General features: G+C 64.0%; 14 protein-coding genes. 1 reads left to right on the plus strand and 13 read right to left on the minus strand.

Annotated elements, in window-relative coordinates; translation table 11 throughout:
* Positions 1-9 precede the first annotated feature (9 nt).
* The 8 genes from KF708_08195 to KF708_08230 form a co-directional block, all read right to left on the minus strand.
* On the minus strand, positions 10-840 hold the full coding sequence (locus KF708_08195; protein ID MBX3412653.1) for a hypothetical protein: 831 nt from the start codon (positions 838-840) through the stop codon (positions 10-12).
* Entirely contained in the window at positions 837-4,580 is a 3,744-nt protein-coding gene (locus tag KF708_08200; protein MBX3412654.1) for a hypothetical protein, read from the minus strand. Before KF708_08200 ends, KF708_08195 begins: the two co-directional genes overlap by 4 nt.
* Before the next feature lie 33 nt (positions 4,581-4,613).
* Positions 4,614-6,995 (minus strand): VWA domain-containing protein, encoded by a 2,382-nt coding sequence (locus tag KF708_08205; protein MBX3412655.1) that lies wholly within the window; start codon positions 6,993-6,995, stop codon positions 4,614-4,616.
* A complete protein-coding gene (locus tag KF708_08210) occupies positions 6,992-9,181 on the minus strand; it encodes a BatA domain-containing protein (GenBank protein ID MBX3412656.1) in 2,190 nt (729 codons plus the stop codon). Before KF708_08210 ends, KF708_08205 begins: the two co-directional genes overlap by 4 nt.
* Positions 9,182-9,220: 39 nt before the next feature.
* Positions 9,221-10,123 carry a DUF58 domain-containing protein gene (locus KF708_08215; GenBank protein ID MBX3412657.1) on the minus strand — a complete coding sequence of 301 codons (903 nt, stop codon included), beginning with the start codon at positions 10,121-10,123 and terminating at the stop codon, positions 9,221-9,223.
* A complete protein-coding gene (locus tag KF708_08220; GenBank protein ID MBX3412658.1) occupies positions 10,080-11,135 on the minus strand; it encodes an AAA family ATPase in 1,056 nt (351 codons plus the stop codon). Before KF708_08220 ends, KF708_08215 begins: the two co-directional genes overlap by 44 nt.
* The gene (locus tag KF708_08225; protein ID MBX3412659.1) at positions 11,135-13,417 is read right to left on the minus strand and encodes a PQQ-binding-like beta-propeller repeat protein; all 2,283 of its coding nucleotides are present in this window, start codon (positions 13,415-13,417) and stop codon (positions 11,135-11,137) included. Before KF708_08225 ends, KF708_08220 begins: the two co-directional genes overlap by 1 nt.
* A 329-nt stretch (positions 13,418-13,746) precedes the next feature.
* Positions 13,747-13,917: a hypothetical protein gene (locus KF708_08230; GenBank protein MBX3412660.1), complete on the minus strand. Its 171-nt coding sequence runs from the start codon at positions 13,915-13,917 to the stop codon at positions 13,747-13,749.
* Between the two features lie 190 nt (positions 13,918-14,107).
* On the opposite strand from KF708_08230, the gene KF708_08235 reads away from it, so the two are divergent.
* Positions 14,108-14,407, plus strand: coding sequence for a DUF983 domain-containing protein (locus tag KF708_08235; GenBank protein MBX3412661.1), 300 nt, complete (start codon positions 14,108-14,110; stop codon positions 14,405-14,407).
* 32 nt (positions 14,408-14,439) lie between these two features.
* Here the strand turns inward: KF708_08235 and KF708_08240 are convergent, their stop codons facing one another.
* Genes KF708_08240 through KF708_08260 form a run of 5 tightly spaced genes read right to left on the minus strand, consistent with a single transcriptional unit; the run spans position 14,440 to position 17,712 of the window.
* Entirely contained in the window at positions 14,440-14,757 is a 318-nt protein-coding gene (locus KF708_08240) for a hypothetical protein (GenBank protein ID MBX3412662.1), read from the minus strand.
* 31 nt (positions 14,758-14,788) lie between these two features.
* Positions 14,789-15,319 (minus strand): DUF420 domain-containing protein, encoded by a 531-nt coding sequence (locus KF708_08245; GenBank protein ID MBX3412663.1) that lies wholly within the window; start codon positions 15,317-15,319, stop codon positions 14,789-14,791.
* Entirely contained in the window at positions 15,319-15,933 is a 615-nt protein-coding gene (locus KF708_08250) for an SCO family protein (GenBank protein ID MBX3412664.1), read from the minus strand. Before KF708_08250 ends, KF708_08245 begins: the two co-directional genes overlap by 1 nt.
* A complete protein-coding gene (locus tag KF708_08255; GenBank protein MBX3412665.1) occupies positions 15,930-16,775 on the minus strand; it encodes an ABC transporter permease in 846 nt (281 codons plus the stop codon). The genes KF708_08250 and KF708_08255 overlap by 4 nt, the downstream gene beginning before the upstream one ends.
* Entirely contained in the window at positions 16,768-17,712 is a 945-nt protein-coding gene (locus KF708_08260) for an ABC transporter ATP-binding protein (GenBank protein ID MBX3412666.1), read from the minus strand. The genes KF708_08255 and KF708_08260 overlap by 8 nt, the downstream gene beginning before the upstream one ends.
* Between the last annotated feature and the right edge of the window lie 30 nt (positions 17,713-17,742).

Below are 17,742 nucleotides of genomic sequence, written 5' to 3' on the forward strand. Positions count from 1 at the left end.
ACACGCGCTCTATTTCTGCGGTTGCTCTTCGGCCAGGCGGCGGAAGTACTGTTCGATCAGCAGCTCGTACTTCGGCAAAAACTGCTCGATCGATGCATTGAGCATCATCTCTCGTTCGCGTTCGGGCAAGTGCCCCCACAAATGCTTCATCCTCTCGCGCACCTGTCCCGGATCGGGACGCAACGCTCGATCGGCTCTCAGCCGTTCGGTGCTGTCGCTGGCCGGCCGGTCGTCCTGGGGCTCGCCCTGCTGTTTCTGCTGGTTCTCTTGCTGGGCCTGCTCGGGCTTCGATCGCCGGGCCTGCTGCTCGCCCGAGCTGCCACTGCTCGAGGATTTCGACTTCGAGCGTTTCGCCTGCTTCATGGCTTCGTCGATCATCTGCTCGAGATCCGAGACGATTTTCGTCTGCAGCTCGCGCGTCTCCTGGTCCGTCTTGGACCGCGTGAGACGGTTCTCGACCTCGCGCATCGTGCGTGCTACCCGCCCCAGGCGATTCTCTTCGCCGGCTTGTTCCTGCTCTCCTTCGCCCAGCTCGCGCATCAATTCCTCGTCGAGCGGGTCGGTCTCGCGGCCCGCCGGCGCCGCCTCGTCCTTATCATCTGGCTTCGATGCGGGAGGTTGGGCCGCGGGAGCGGCCTTCGAAGCGGGCTTTCGCGAGGGCGGGGGCGTGTCTTCCAGTTCTTTCAGCAGCTCGTCGTCGAGCGAATCGGCCGCAGCGTCGTCCCCCGCGTTCGGCGCAGCCGCGCTGCCCGCCCGAACCACCGCGGGCACGCCCCCCCCCAGCAACGCGCCGAGCAGCAAGAGCAGGGCGATCCGCAAGTTCTTCGGCGCGACATTCATGGTTCGAGCTCCAACTCTAATTCTGCCTCATCCGGCTCTCCAGTACCACGCCCCGGCCTGGGCGCGGGGTCCTGGCGTTCGAGATCCAGCTCGTCGGGCTCTTCGGGGGCCGGGGCACGCTCGATCAAACTTTGCAGCAAATCGGCCAATTCGCCCTGTTCTTGACCGAGTGCGGTGTATTCAACCTGCTGATCCTCGGTGAGCGAACCGTTCTGCTGATAGGCGTCATCCATCTCGAGCGTGCGACGATTGATCTCTTCCTGCATCAATTTGATCAGCTTGAGTTGCGAGACGTTGGCAATGGCATCCCCTTCGGATTGATTCTGAGTTTGGCCTTCGCCCCCCTGCTGGTCATCCTGCTGCTGGCCCCCCGGATCGTCTTTGGCCAGGTCGAGCGCCGACACCAGTTGGGCGAGCCTCGTCAGTGCCTGCGCGACGGCACGCTGTGCCGGCAGGCCCGTCTCACGGCGTTCGAGCAAGTCGGCGGCGCGGCGCATGTCGCGTCCGGCCCCCTGCAGGGCCAGCCGAAACGCGGCAGCGGCCGATAGTCGCTCGGCCAGCTCCGCGGCTGCCGCTTCGAGCGTGGCCTGCTGACGTGCCAGCTCGCGCAGGCTGAGAATCTGCGCCCGAGTCAGATTCGATTTTTCCTTCCGCAGCTCGTCGAGACGGACGGTCTCGGCCTGCACGCCTTGCTGGCTATCGCGCAGCGCCGCGAGCTCGTCGCGCATGCGGCGCAACTGCTCGAACGCCAGGTCCGCTTCGGCCTGTTGGCGTGCCTGGGCAAGCTGCTCTTGCGCGGCTTCCAGATCCCGTTCGGCGCGTTGCGCCCCCTGCGAGGCTTCGCCCGCGTCTCCCTGTTCGCCCTGTTGCCCCGCCTGCTGCATGCTCGACCCGGCACGCGCCATCGACTGCGCTGCGTCGTTGGCCTGGAGACGCTGCAACCGCCGCGCCAGGCGTTCGGCCTCTTGCTGCAATTCCTGCTGACGGCGGGTCAGCCGTTCCAACTCGCGGCGCCGCTCCTCGGCATTGGGGATCTGCGCTGCCTTCTGCATTCGCTTGCGCAGGCCTTCTTGTTCTTGTTCGATCTTGGCGAGTTGCTTTTCGGCCTCGCGCAACTTGGCCACCAGCCGCTCCAGCTCGTTCTCGCGCCGGTTCGACAACACGTCGAGCATCTCTTGCAGATTCTCGGCGATTTGCTGGTGCTGCTGCGCGGCCTGGCCGATTTGATTGCCCTCGACATGGCGCGCCGCGTCGCGCATCGCTCCCCCCAGCCCCGATTGACGCGAGGCATGCACCGCGTCGTTCAACGTGTCGGCCGCCAGGGGGTCTTCCTCGGCCAGCGTTTTTTTCGCCTCGGACATCTGCTGCTCGAGCGCTTCGAGCCGGCGCGCAAGATCGACCTGTCGCGCACCGAGCTTCTTGAGATCGGCCTGCTGCTGGGGCGTGAGCTCTTGCGCGTCGAGCGACACCGTTTCGCGGCCGAGCCTGGCCGTCTCTTCGGTCAGCGCCTGTTGTTCGCGCTGCAGGGCGCCGACTTCGCGGTGAAATCGCCGGTAATTGTCCCACTGCGACAAGTCTCCCAACATGCGCTCGAGCGAAGCGAGCACGGCATCCTGCTGCTGCCCGGCGCGGGCCAGCGCGTCGGACGTGGCCCGGGCATCCCCCTCGTCGCGCATTTCCGCCTGCCCCTGCTTGAGAGCATTGGTCAACTCGCGGGCGATCTCGGGCAAATGATCGGCTGCCACCTGCTCGAGCTGCTTCGAGAGCTCGGACATGCGACGTTCGAGATCGGGACTGTCGACCTTGTTGTTCCGCAGATCCTCGAGCAACCCCGCGATCTGCGCCTGCACGCCTTCATGCGGGCTGGACAGCTCGCGATCGACCTGCCGCTGAGCGAGCTCCGCCCCCTGCAGGTGATCGAGGTCTTGCTGCTTGAGCTGGCCCACCTCGTTGAGCTGGATCTCGAGATTTTTCACCTGGTTGCGGGCATCGCGCTCGAGCTTCATCACGCGCGACAACTCCCCCAGGATGAATTTCTGACGCTCGGCCAGGCGATCCTGCAATTCGGCGGGGCTGATGATCGTGATCCGCCGTGGGGGACTTTCTCCCCCTTGGGGCTGATAGTCGCTAGCCGCCGACCAGAAGTCGAGCTGCGCGCCGCGCGGCAGATTCAACGAGGCCAAGTCCCACGCATACTCGAGCGATCGTGTCTCGCCCGGCAGCGTCGTGGCCGCCAGCATCTCCGCGGTCGGCGCCGGCGCCGCAGGCGGACCTGCATAAAGCGGCAACGACTCGAATCTTGGTTCTGACTCTTGTGCAGGCTCCTGAGCTGCCGCTCCCTCTCCTTCAGCCTGGGCCTGCTTGCCGGGCACGCTGACGACAGGCTCCGGCGCGGCGGCGGGCGATTCCGTCAAGGCTGTGTCGAGACGACGATAGCGCAGCCAGGCGTCGTGAATGGCAAGATCGTCTTTCACCGTCACCCGCACAGGCACGACCGCTTCGGCCGTGACATAGATGTTCGCCTCGGGCTGCTCCATCGATACATGCGGCGGCAAGTCGGCCACTGCGCGAACTTCGTAGCGGGTATCTTCGCCTCCGACGAGCCCCTCGCTATCCTCGAGCAGAATTCGATACGAGCCGCTGCGCGCGATGACAAACGCCGGATCGGCGTTCGCGGCCAGCGCGAAGCCGAGACCATCGGGCGCCACCTCGGCCGGCACGTTGGCGCCATCCTCCAAGGCGATCGTGGCGCTGTGGATCGGCTTGGTTGTGGTCCCCTGCATCTCGACCCGCGTCCCCACCAGGGCACGCAGATGTCGCTCGAGACGGCGCGGCGGCCAACTGGTGTACTCCGGATAGTGAACCATGACGGTCAGCGTATCGAGCGCCGGTGGCTCCACCACCTCGAGCTCGACCCACGGCATGGAGCGGTCGTCTCCTCCCACCGCACGGTAAGCGAACGGTCGGATCACCCCCTCCAGGCGACCGACCATCGCGTCTCCCAACCGCACCATGTCGACTTGTTCGACCGTCGAGCTTCCTTCGTAGCGGTACTCGAGACGCACGTCGCTCGGTAACTCCGCCCCCTCGGCGTCGACGACTTCCAGCTCGAGCGATCGTCCGATCGCCAGGCGATGAATGGCCTGCCGAAACACCAGGTGATTCTTTTGCGGCCAGGCGATGTCTTCGAGCGGATGAATGAGTCGCGCCACCGCCACCCGCGCCGAGGTCGGATCGCACAGCACGACCGCCAGCGCCACGATCGACATGGCCCCCCCCGCGATTACCGAACGTCGCACGGGGCGCAAGTCGAACAAGTCGCGCCAATGGAGCTTCTCGGCCTCCTGCTCGGTTTGGATCACGACGGCGCGGCGCAGCGCGGCCGAACCGGCATAAGGCTCGTCCTCGGCTTGCCGCAGGAACTGCACGGCACTGGCCAGACGGTCGTTCAGATGCGGATAGCGGCGTTCGATGCGAAGCGCGACATCGACGTCGTCGAGTCGTGTGAGCAGGCCCCGCAACAGGTAGTGATAGACCGTCCACAGCACCAAGGCAGCAACGAACAGACTGCTCATGATCCGCAGACCGCGATCCTCGAAGCGTACCAGGTAATCGAGCAGGCCCACCGCCACGACCGCCGCCACGACAAACGCCACCACCCGGCCTGCGCCAAACAACGCGGCCAGCCCCCGCGCGCGGCGGCGAACTTCCGCGATCTTGCGTTCGATGGGATGTGGCATGTGTCGGCCTTCGTCCGGGGCTATCCGCTCGACTTACATCAATCCCTGGTGCTTCCGCAGTAACCATTCGCCGCTGATGAGCGCCAGGAATAGCGCCAACAGTGGCCACCGATTCCACAAGCTGACCGGCGGCAACGACTCGATCGGAATCTGCCGTCCGCGGGGCAGATCGTCGACCAGCCGGCGGGCCGTATGGAGATCGTACGTACGTCCTTCGGTCTGTTCCGCGGCTCGTTCCAGCTCGGCACGGTCGGTGCGAACCTGCTCGAACTCGCCCGGCGGCGCCACCACCACGAAATCGGTGGCCGGGGCCTGACCCTCGAGCGTCGGCTCGGCCACCCAGGCGTGGTAGCTGCCCGCGACCGGCCGCGAGAACGTCCCTTCAAAAATACCGCGGTTCGAGGCGTTACGCCGGAGTTGTATTGGTCGCTTTTGCCGCCCTTCTTGTTCCAAGACGACCGAAACCCCCTCGTCGTTGGCCGGCGCCAGCCGTTCATCGACGAATCGCACGCGCAGCCGAACGACCTCGCCCTGCTGGTATTCGCGCCGGTCGGTTGTCAGCTCGGCCGATCGATCCTTGCCCAGCAACTTCGAACGACTAAGGTAGCGGATCGTCTGCACCCAGTAGCGGGCAAAATAGACATCTCCCACCTGGAACCGCCAGCGCCACGTGTCGTCGGTGGCGTGGAACAGCACCTTGCCGGCGCCGACGAACTGCATCGCCAGGATCGGCAACGGAGTGCCGTCGGCTGCCAGCCGCGTGGGATGCTCGGCCAGTACCCGCGCCGCCGGCTTCAAGGCGGCCATCTCGTACAGCCCGTACAAGCGGGGCAGGTTCTTCCAGATCGATTCGGTTTCGGCCGGCGTATCGCCGAGTTGCATCTGCGGGCTGGCAAGTCCGAGATCGGTCGGCGCGACCTGAAACCCCTCGTCCGACGACTGCGCGACGAAGACGTTCCCCGTCGACGAAAGGTCGACCGGCAGCAGCGGATCGATCGGCGTGCCACGGTATTCGCCCGGCGTGAAGAGCGGGCCGGCGATAAACACCACGCCTCCCCCCTTCTCGCTGACGAAGGCCGAAACGTCTCCCAGCATCGAACCGCTCAGAAACGCGGGATCGACGTCGCCAAAAATAATCACGTCGTAGGCAAACAACTCGTCACGCCGCGCCGGAAATGTGCGCAGCGCCGTGCGATCCTGCGCGGCGTATTCCGGATCCGATTCTTGTAACAGCGTGTGCAATTCGATCGTGCCGTCACGCTCCAGCATGTGCTTCAGATAACGGAACTCGAAGTTCGGATACGACTGTACGAAGAGCACGCGAATCTGTTCTTTGCGCACGCTGACGACGCGCTCGCGGGCATTGTTGTGATCGTGGGCCTCCCCGTCGAGCACGTCGACCTCGACGACATATTCGAACTCGCCCACCTCGGTCGGACGATACGGCAAACGCACGCGTTGCGGTTCGCCATCGCCACCCAGCGTCACCGGCAGCCGCGCCAACGGCTCGCTGCCGTTCTTTTCGCGTAGTCGCACTTCGACCTGGCGCCCTTGCAGGCCGGTGGCCGTCAGCTTGAACTCGAAATTGACGATATCGTTGACGAAGACGACTTCATCGACCAGCAGATCAGATAACTCGATATCGCGCACCGGCCGATCGCTGCCCAGCGCCACGGAGTAGAGCGGCACTCCTTTCCGCCGGCAGACCAGCGCTGCGGCGGCCAGCGACTCGCCGTCCGTGTTGATGCCGTCGGTCAACAACACCATGGCGGCCGGCGGCGTGCCGCGCAAGTCGGCGAGCACGCTTTGAATGCCATCGCCCAGACGCGTCGACTCGCCGGTCGGTTCCAGGTGCCGCACGGCCGCTTCGATCTCCTGCACCGTGCCGGGCTGTTGCCGCGCCGCTGTCGAGACGGTGTAAAGCTTGAGCTTGTAGTCGCGATCGACGCCGCGCAATAAGGCGGCGTTGTCTTCGAGCAACACCGACTTGGCCAGATTGAGCCGCGTCGGCTCCTCGGCTCCGACCCCCTGGGCGCGGCTCTCGAACGCCGCGCGCTCGCGCTCGTCCTCATAGCGGTCGGCCACGCCCATGCTCGCCGAATCGTCGACGAGCACGACCACGTAGGGCAGCCCCGTACGCTCGAGCGAAAGCACGACTTCGGCGATCATGAACAGCAAGATCGCGAAGAGCGAGAGTCGTATGCCTCCCAACAGCGTGCGCAGCTTGGGCCCGGCCTCACCCCCTTCGCGAGCGTAGTTCCAGACGACGAACCCGACCACGAACAACACGAAGAGCACCGTGATCCAAGGGGCCCAACTCCAGGCGGAATTGAGCGTGTAGGCCGTACCTTCCCCGCTCTCGGCCGTTTCGATGCCGAGTAGGCGTTCGATCCAGGGCGGAAGGGAAGAGTTCATACGTGGTGATGCCCAAAACGCCGCGCCAGGTAAGTCTCGGTCAGCAGCAGCCCCAGCACGCCATACAACAGCCAGCGGTGCAGCCGGCTACGCTGGCTGATCTCCCCCTGGGGACGCTCGTCGAGATCCTTCCAGGTGGTTTGATGAATTAGATCCACCCCCTCCCAGACGCCCGACCGCAACTCCTCGGCCTCGAGTTGCGTGAGATCGCTCTCGGCCGGGTCGACGTTCACCGCGAATAATTGCCGCGTCGCGGCAGGAGCCGCGAATCGGGCCTCGTAGATTCCGCTGCGATAGGTATCCGAGTAACTCCACACACCATCGCCTGGAGAAACCGGCACACGGATCGGCGGCAGTTCCGTATCGGAATTCGCCGGCGGCACCAGCGACACCGTGGCATCGCCCGACCAAGACGCTCCCCCACCACCCAGCGACGCCCCGACGAGCACGTTGCGCTGTCCAAGCTGACCACCCACCGCCGCCGAGACCAACTCTTGCACGATCGGCACGTAGCTGGCCCACATCGGCATGGGCGTCCACGAGATATCTGCCGAAGTCGCCACGAGAATCGAGCGACCACGATGGATCGGCTCTTCCACGATCAGCGGATCACCATCGACCAGTCCTAGCGCCACCTTGGCGCGCGACTGCTCGGGCATGCTCAGTTTGAAATAACGCTTGACCGGCGTCGTGAGCAGTCCGCTCCGCTCCTGCCCGCGGAACACGCTGACCAGCGGATGGCGATAGTCGAGCGGATCGATCTGGTAGTTGCCTTCGTCGGCGATGGGCCCCAGCAGCGCGGGCAGGACGCGCACGCTCTGCTCCCCTTCACCCGACAACTGGCGGTTGTAGCTGTCGGCCTGCACCTGGTCGCCCAGGAAGAATACTAGCCCGCCACCTTGACGCAGATAGTGATCGAGCACTTGCGCTTCACTGGGGGTGAACTGGCCGACATTGGCCAGAAAGATACAGTCGTAGTGCGACAGGTCGCGCTCGACGAGGGCACTCTCGGGAACCACCTCGGGACGTACGAAAGCCCGCTCGGGATCGTCATTGGGGGACAAGGCCCGTACGAGATAATCGGTCGCTCCTTGGAACGCGCCGCCGGCCGGCTTGCCGTTCACACACAGCACGCGAAGTTCCTGCTTGACGGAGAGCGCCAACCAACGATGGTTGTCCACGTCGAGCGGATCGCCCGCGATGCGAACTTCGATCGCGTGCTCCCCCCCCGAGTCGAAGCGATAGTTGAACGTCGCAACGGCCTTGTCGGGCGCGTTCAAGTCGAGTTGGGCTTCGCCCGCGCGGCGCCCATCGACCAGCAGTTCGACCAATTGCAGGCCACCTGCTTGAGTGCCTTGTCTGGCAACCTCGGCCTCGATGGTGACGTCGCGGCCGACCGTGGCCAGCGGCTCGTTCAGGCGCAAGTCGGCCAGCGCCAGATTGGCACTCGTCGGCTGCCCCAGATCGATGATTACCAGATTGGCGTTCTCGTCGAGTCGAGTGGCCCGGCCGCGAAAAGCCGTGGCGGCCTCACCGGCCCCCAAGTCGGGCAGCCAGGTCGAGCGTTGGAGATCGGTGAGAAAATAGACCTCTTCGCGCACGAGGCGCGGGTGCTCGCGCCGCGCGCGCACGAGTACCTCTTCGACCTTCTCGAACGTTGCCGGCAGATCGGCCGCCGTGTGCTGCAGCTCGATTCCCTCGAGCTCCTCGAGGATGGCGCGCGGCTCGAAGGCGGGCGTGCCCACGATGATGCGAGGAGGCTTGCCCAACACGATCAGCGAAAAGCCGTCTCCCTGGGCGCCCTCTTCGACGATCTGTGCGGCCAGCTCCTTGGCCCGTTCGAAGCGGCTCCGGTCCGAGGGGCGATACCCCATCGAGTACGAACCGTCGATCACGAGCACGCGGTGCGAGCGTTCGCCCGCGGCCAGCCGCAGACCGACCCGTTGCAGGTAAGGTTCGGCCAAGGCCAGCACCAAGAGCGCGATCAACAGCGTGCGCACGGCCAGCAGCAGCCACTGCTCGACGCGAATGCGTTTGGAATTGCGTCGCATGGCGGCCAGCAGAAACTCGATGGCCGCCCAAGATACTTCGCGATACTTACGGCGGTTCCACAGATGCACGATCAGCGGAATGGCAGCGGCGCCCAGCCAACCCAGCATCAGCAGGTTGCCGAATCCGAAGGCCAACAATATTCCGTGCGTGACCATCTGCGTGCGGGGGAAGGATTACGACTGGTGGCTGAGACGCGAGGCGAGATAACTGGACAAGGCCACATCGAGCGACTGGTCGGTGCGCAGTTGCACGTAGTCGATGCGATGCGCGCGGCAGCCGCGTTTCACCTCGGTAACGAAGCGTTCGAATTCTTGTAAATAGGCCTTGCGCAGCGCACGCGGATCGGTGAGCACCTCGGGCAACCCCTCGAGCCCGCGAAACAGCGTCGTCTGCTGGAACGGAAAATCGAGTTCCGCCGGATCGAGCACGTGAAAGACGATCACCTCGTGGCGGCGATGGCGAAAGTGCTTCAGCCCCGCCAGGATCGACGGAATGTCGTCGAACAAGTCGGAAAGGATCACCACGATGCCCCGTTTCTTCAGACGTTCGGCCAACTCGTGAAAGATCGGGCCGGTGGCCGTCTTGCGCTCGGGTACCGACTCCTGCATCACGTGCAGCAATTGCTTCAGATGCGAGGGATTGCTGCTCGAGCGGACCAGCGCCCGGATCTCGCGATCGAACGTGACAAGCCCCACGCTGTCTTGTTGCTGTAGAATCAGGTACGAAAGCGACGCGGCCACGCACTTGGCGTACTCGAGCTTCGACAGTGGCGTGCCGGCGCTCTGGTAACGCATGCTCTCGCTGGTGTCGAGCAGCAGGTAGCTGACCAGGTTGGTCTCTTCCTCGTACTGCTTGAGATAGAACTTGTCCGTCTTGCCAAAGACTTTCCAGTCGACGTGGCGCAGGTCGTCGCCGGCAACGTACTCGCGATGCTCGGCGAACTCGACGGAAAAGCCGTGGAAGGGGCTCTTGTGTACGCCCGACACGTACCCTTCGACGATCAGCCGGGCGCGCAGCTCGAGACCCTGGAGCTTAGCCAGCGTCTGCGGACTTAAATACTTCTGGTAGTCTTCCACGTGTGCCCGTTTCCTGCTCGTCGCCCGGAATCACCTCGATCAGGCGGCGAATGATGTCGTCGGGTCGAATGCCTTCGGCCTCGGCGTTGAAGTTGGTCATGATACGATGCCGCAAGACCGGCATCGCCACGGCGCGAATATCCTCGCAACTGGCGTAGAAACGTCCGTGCAGCACGGCCCGTGCCTTGGCCCCCAACACGAGATACTGACTGGCGCGCGGTCCGGCGCCCCAGCTCACGTAGTCGCGTACGAAGTCGGGCACGTCACCTTTCTCGCGGCGGGTCAACCGCGTGAACTGCAGCGCGTAGCGCATCACGTGCTCGGCCACCGGCACGCGCCGCACGATCTGCTGCAAGGCGATGATCTCCTCGGCCGACAGCGACGCCACGATCCCGCTCCCCTGATCGGAGGTCGTGCGACGCACGATCTCCAGCTCGTCGTCTTCGTCGGGATAGTCGACGAAGACGTTGAACATAAAGCGATCCAATTGCGCCTCGGGCAGCGGATAGGTCCCCTCCTGCTCGATCGGATTTTGCGTGGCCAGCACGAAAAAGGGCGCGTCGAGTTTGTGGACATCCCCCCCCACGGTCACCTGTTGTTCCTGCATCGCCTCGAGCAGCGCGGCCTGCGTCTTCGGCGGCGTGCGGTTGATCTCGTCGGCCAGGATCACGTTCGCGAAGATCGGTCCCGGCAGAAATTTGAACTCGCGCCGGCCCGTCTGCTTGTCTTCTTGAATCACCTCGGTGCCGGTAATGTCCGAGGGCATCAAGTCGGGCGTGAATTGGATGCGATTGAACTTGAGCGACAGGGTGCTCGCCAGCGCGCGGATCATCAACGTCTTGGCCAGTCCGGGCACCCCCACCAGCAGGCAGTGCCCCCGCGCGAACATGGTGACGAGCAGTTCTTCGATCACGTGTTGTTGGCCGACGATCACCTTCGACAACTCGGCGGTGATGAGCCGGTAGGCGTCATGGAGCTTTTGTACGGCCTGCAAGTCGTCGTCGGGCGACATCAATTCCTCTCGGGGCGGTAGGAAACTCTCGGAGCAGTGGATCGGCGGCGAGGGAAACTCGATTCGGCGCCGTCCGGTTGCGGCGCGGAGACGTCGGCCACCAGTCGCTCGGCCACGCGACCGAGCGAGGTTTGTTTCGGCGCCCGGTCGAGCGTGCGGCTGTATTGACCGAACGCCATGATCGATTCCGAAGTGGTCACGAGCAAGCGATCTCCCGCCACGAGCAGATTGCCGCTGGTGATCGCGACCTCTTCTTGTTCGCCCTTCACGTTCGTGGCTTTGTCGTTCAACGAGATCGTCCGTATCGACCGCGTTTTTCCCTGTTTGTCGAGCCGTTGATCGACGATACGCAATGCAAACCGGCTCCCCTCTCGCACGGGGAAGTAGATACTGTCTCCTACCAGGGCTCCTCGTCCGTAGCCCCTCTCCTGTTGAAACTCGTGCGTGAACTTGCCCGTCTCGGCGTTAAAGCCAGCCAGCCGTTCGCCGCTGACGAAGAGCGTGCCATTGCCAACTCCGAGCAGGTGGACGGCGCCACTGGCACTGCGCGAGTCCCACAACAGATCGCCCGAGTCGGCATCGAAGGCAAAAATGAACTCCGAATCGGAGGGGGCGACGAACAGCCGACCGCGATCGTAAATACAAGGATTCAAATCGCGATACACGTGCGAGGCCGGCTGGCTCAGGTCTCCCTTGGTCGTCCGCCGATAGAGCGAAATCCACGACACACGCCCATCCTGACACGACAGCGCGGCGACGGCACCCAGGTTCGTATTCAAATAGAGCATGCCCCGATGGAGCGTGAGCAGGTTGTGCGTGCATTCGTTGATCTGACCGCGACCGGGAGTTTCGGCCGCGCAAATAAACCTTCGCCAGCGTTCCTGGCCCGTCTCGGCGTCGAAGCAGGCGACGTGCGCCTGGGGTCGTACATCACTGCGCCGCATGGCGACGTAGACGTTCTTGCCGTCGCAAATGGGTGAGCCTTCGAAGGCCCATTTCTCGGCGCCTGGCTCCAAGCGCCACAGCAATCGGCCCTGCGCCGCAAGGTCAAGGCACACCAGATACCCCGGCGCTACCTGGGGATTGATCTCCGGCGCTACCGCCGTGATGCTCGAACCCATCCGCGCGAACAGCTTGTTGCCGTGGACGGTCATCGTAAAACGCGGCACGCCCAGATGGCGCGGTCGATGTTGCCGCGCGCCGTATTTGAACTTGCTGTCCGATTCTTCGGCAGAAAAGATCACCGCGTTCGAAAAGGCGGGCTTGCCCGTGGCCAGATCGTACGCCCGAATCTCTGCGTCGTCGTTCACCAACACCAGGTTGCCTGCCACCAGCGGGTAATAGCTCAGCAGGCGGCCGTGGCTTTCGGCAGGACGCGATTGCGAGGCCCCGTGCGCGATCATCGCCAGCGGCTCCGACGCATGGTTCAACAGCGGCACACTCCACTGGTACGCGCCCACATCCTTCAATACCGGCATGACCTTCGTGCGCTCGGGCGAGCCCCCAAATGTCGACCAGGGGAGATCATCCGCCACGGGCTTCCACTCACGACTATCCTCGAGCAGCTTGGCGAGCCCTTTCACGTAATTCACTTCGCGACCGCCAAGACGCCCCATCGAGCCGGGATGATGCTGGCGCAGCTCTTCCAGTTCGCGCTCGGCACGCGGCAGATCCCCTTCGAGAATCGAGACCAGCGTCAGCCGCGCGAGCAGTCGCCCTGGATCCAGATCGGTCTGCGGATAGGCAATCGCCGTCGTCACGCCGGCGCTGTCGGCAGGCATGCCCGCCTCGCGCGGCACGAGCCTGCGCCAGGCGGCCCGGGCGGCTCCGTAGTCCCCCTCTTCGAGCCACATCTCGGCCAGTGCATCGAGCGCGTCATCCCCCGAGCTGCTGGCAAAGAACTGCTCGACGACGCGCCGCAACAAGACCTGGTCGCGTTGCGCCGCGCCGGCTTCAAACCATTCGCGGGCTTGCGAATCGACCCGGCTGCGATACAGCGCGAGCGCCTCGGCCGGCATACGGCAAAACTGGAGCTGGCAGTAGGCCCGCACGTTCAGATAACGGCGCTCGACGAGCTTGACCATCTTGTCGCCGTGCTCGGACGAGATCTGGCGGAGGGACTCGATCGCTTCGTCCCACTGCCCCGCCGCCAGAAAGGCGTCGACCTGAGTCAGGTGCCGTCGAGCGGCACTATCGGCCTCGTCGAGGTAGATCGAGTCAGAAAGTTCGTACTGGCTCGTCGGCCCGAGCTGAGCCTGGACAGCCGGCCCCGATAAGAGCATCGCCCACGCGACACCCAGCCAGAGCGCTGGATGGCCTCTCCCAGGTCGGCAGACAGAGCCCATGCTCGACACCTTATCCTTGGGCCACGATGGCATCACCGTGCCATAACGAACCGCCGCCTCCTGCGCCGGGCTGCCGACTGATCGTTCGGACTTCGTAACGGGGCATACCGCCGCAACTTGCGCGATCTAATTCAGTATAGAGACCGGTGCAAATCGGGAAAACGGGAAAAGGCAGGCCACCCCCCATCGCGAGGGGGCAAATCCCCCAAATCGAGCCAAAACCACAAGGGGGAAAATCTGCCGGCCGGCACCACCAGGAAGAAGATCTAAGAAGGCGCATAGCCTTCCAGGATTCGACCGATCCCGAAGGAGCACACGGCGGCCACCAGGGCGGTCAGCATCTGCCCCAAAGATAAGACGTTCATCAATTGCAGCACGATCGAGATCGGCGGTGCAATCAAGCCGACCTGTTGCAGAAAGCGGCCAAGGACGCGCATAGTGAGCTAGCGGCATGTCGAGGTGAACGAGACGTGCAATCGTGCGGCAATCTTACTGCGCGCCGCGTCAACTAGCTATCGACTGCCAATCCCGGTGGATGGAATGCGATTTCGGACGATACTCCAGCGTTCTCTACGTCTCGTGTGCCCTGCCTGCGGACGAGGCAGACTCTTCAGCGGCTGGTTCAAAATGAACCCGCAATGCCCCGCCTGCGGATTGAACTTTCATCCCGAGCAGGGGTACTATCTGGGGGCCATCTATTTCAACTACGGGCTGACCGCCTTGATCTTGGTGGTCACCTTCTTCGCCCTCTTCTTCCTGGCTGGCATCTCACCCGACCAGATGCTGTGGCCGCTGGCCGCGTTCTGCGTCCTCTTCCCACTGTGGTTTTTCCGCTACGCGCGCAGCCTTTGGCGGGGCTGGGACCAATATTGGGATCCGGACGAAACCGTCCCGGAAGCGGGCACCGGCAAGGAAGCCGTGCCTTGAGCCGTAGTCGGCGCCTGCATGGCAGGCGGCGCTCAGACGTCGACCGTCTCGAGCTCGTCGACGGGTTGCTCCACAGAAGCCGACGACGCCGCGGCCTTGTTGGCCTGGTTGCGGGCACGACGAACCAGCAGGTACATATACCCGCTGAAGCCCCCCAGCAGCGTGAAGGGCATCGACATCATGAACAAGATGCTCCAGAAGTAGCCCGCGATCATGTTGCCCCCCTTGCTGTCGGCCAAGGCCTGCTTGCAGCTAGGGCAACCGAGCGCTTCGTCGACCACCATGCTCGTCACCAGCACGGCAACGGCGAAAACAAACAGCACGCGCTGGGCTGATCGCAATCGGTACATGGGGGGCTTTCTCCTCTCCTGCGAGGCGGCGTCACGGCACGGCCGACGGAGCATTCTCCGACGGTGCGACCGACGTCACCCCAGGTTCAGGGATTATAGATCTGGGACTTGGGGCAGGATAGACGTGGTACAGGAACAGATAGATCACCACGCCGGTGATCGAGACATAAAGCCAGATCGGAAAAGTCCACCGGGCAACTTTACGGTGGGCCTGCCGGCGGTCTTTCAGCCCCAGGTAGATCGTCGCCACGGTCAGAAATGGCACCGTCGCCGCCAGAATGACGTGCGAGGCGAGAATCGCCAGGTAGACCGTCTTCACCGGTTGCGGCCCCACGAAGCGGACGCTGCCCACGTTGAGGTGGTACACCACGTAGCACGCCAGGAATGCGATCGACACGCCAAACGCCGTCAGCATCGTACGCTTGTGGGCTTGCTCGCGACGCTGGCGAATCAATCGATAGCCGACCACCAGCAACACCGTGGCCAGCGAATTGAGGGCCGCGTTCACCGTGGGAAGCCACAGCACCCACGCTGCCGGCGCATCTGTAGAAACCTCGGGCATCAGGTCGACTCCGACGTGAGCTTGTCGATCTCGCGGGACAGCATCTTCATGTCGACCGGATCGGTACCGTTGTAACTCGCCACGATCTTGCCGTCGCGCCCCACGAGGAACAGCCGGCCCGAATGCGTTTCACGGTCGGCCGTGACGAGGAACGTATCCTTGGCCACGTTGCGGATCGTGTCCATGTCGCCCGTCAGGAAGACCCAGCGCGCGGGATCGGCCTGGAAGTGCGAAGCGTATTTCACCAATTCGGGGGGCGTATCGACCTTGGGATCGACCGAGACGCTCACGAACGTGACGTCCTTGTCTCCCAGCGTTTCCGTGAGATCGGCAATCGACCGATTCTGCTTCAGGCAGAAGCCGGGGCAGCTCGTGAAGAAGAAGCTGGCGACCCAGATCTTTCCGTCGAGACTGTCCGTGTTGAACGTTTCGCCCGACTCGCGCGTCAGCTCGAACGGTTCGACCTGGCGGCCGTTCACCGCATCGTTCAACGTCAGCGGGGGCAGCTTGTCGAGCGCGGCCTGATGCTGTTGCGCGCGCCGATACTTGCTGAAGCCGTACATTCCACAGATCGCGAGAAAGACGAAGCCCCAGACCAGCAATCTCCACTTCATAGCAAATCTCCCGTCGTGCGCTTGCCCGCCACCTGGCAGGACAAGGCAAAAGTCAGCAGGGCAAAGGCGAGCGTCACCAACAGGCAGAGCGTCAAGCTCGGCAACCCGGGCGGCAACGGCGGTTCGGCCTGTCCCAGGTAGAGCAACTGCCGCAGCCCGGCCACGCCGTAGGTCAACGGATTGAACGTGGCGATCCAGCCCAGCAGGCCCGATTCGGCCGGAAAGAACGAGCCGCTCAAGAGCCACATCGGAAACAGCACCACGCTCATCACGGCGTGAAAGCCCTGCGTGGAATCGGTGCGCCACGCGAAGACGAATCCGAGCCCCGCGAGCGCGAACGCCACCAGAAACATGAACAGCGTGCTGGCCAGCAGCGCCAGGGGCCCCGGCGTGATGCCCGTCGTGTAGCTGAGCAGCAGGAACAAGAACCCCTCGATAAAGGCGATCGCCGTGCCGCCGAGCAGCTTGCCGACTACCATCGACCAGCGCGGAATCGGCGCCACGAGCACCGACTGCAGAAAACCTTCACGACGATCTTCGATGATCGAGATCGACGTGAAGATGGCCGTGAACAACAGGATCAACACCACGGTGCCGGGAAAGAAGAACTCGCGATAGTTCAGCTCGGCTCCACCGATACCCGGCAGGTGGAACGTCGGCCCCAGCCCGGCCCCGAACAAGATCCAAAACACCGTCGGTTGCGCCAGGGCGCCGAACACGCGATTTCGTTGCCGGAAAAAGCGCACCAACTCGCGGCGGGCAAGCGAACCTGCCACCGCCGCCGGCCGCACGGGGTACTCCGGCCGACGAACGGCGGGGCGATCGGCGATGCTACTAACCAACGGCCACCTCCCGCGCGGCATTCCAAAAGCGGTGCCCGGTCCGCGCGATGAAGACATCTTCGAGCGTGGGTTTGCCCAGGGTGATCGAATCGCACTCTTCAGGAAATGCCTCGACGAGGCGCGCGATCAACTCGTGCGTGGCCTCCTGGGCCAGACGCACGCTGCCATCGATCACCTGCGTGTCGATTCCCCAGCGCTCGCGGATACGCTCGGCCAGCGTTCCTGGTTCGGCGGTCTGGATCGTGATCGTGTTGCCGCCGACGCTGGCGCGCAAGCGCTCGGGCGTGTCGAGCGCCACGAGTCGCCCCTCGGCCACGATGGCGATCCGGTCGGCCCGTTCCGCTTCTTCGAGCAGATGCGACGTGAGCACGACGGTTACTCCCTCGCGGCGCACCTCGGCGAGGTAATTCCACAAGTCGGTTCGCGCGGCGGGGTCGAGCCCCGTGCTCGGTTCGTCCAGGATCAACATGGGTGGTTCGTGCAGCATGCCCTTGGCCAGTTCCACGCGGCGGCGCAATCCGCCCGAGAGGGTCTCGACGAGATCGCGGGCACGATCGGCCAGCGCCAGCCGTTCGAGCATCGCGCGCTCGCGCTGGGCAAGCACGCTGCCGGATAGACCGTACAGCGCCCCCTGATGGCGCAGGTTCTCCGAGACCGTGAGCTTGCGATCGAGACTGGGAGCCTGAAACACCACGCCCAGCTTGCGGCGCACACGGTTCGTCTCGCGGCGCACGTCGTCCCCCAGCACGCGTATCGCCCCGGACTGGAGCGGAATCAAGGTCGACAACAGCCGGAAGAGGGTCGTCTTGCCGCTGCCGTTGGGCCCCAGCAGAGCGAAGATCTCTCCCTGCTCGACTCCGAGCGACAGCCCGTCAAGCGCGCGGCGCGAGCCGTATTCGTGGACGACGTCGACAACCTCGATCGCGGAGCTATTCATGGCACGGTACGAAAGGCACGAGGCGTCCGT

The organism is Pirellulales bacterium, from assembly GCA_019636335.1.
Lineage (GTDB): Bacteria > Planctomycetota > Planctomycetia > Pirellulales > JAEUIK01 > JAHBXR01.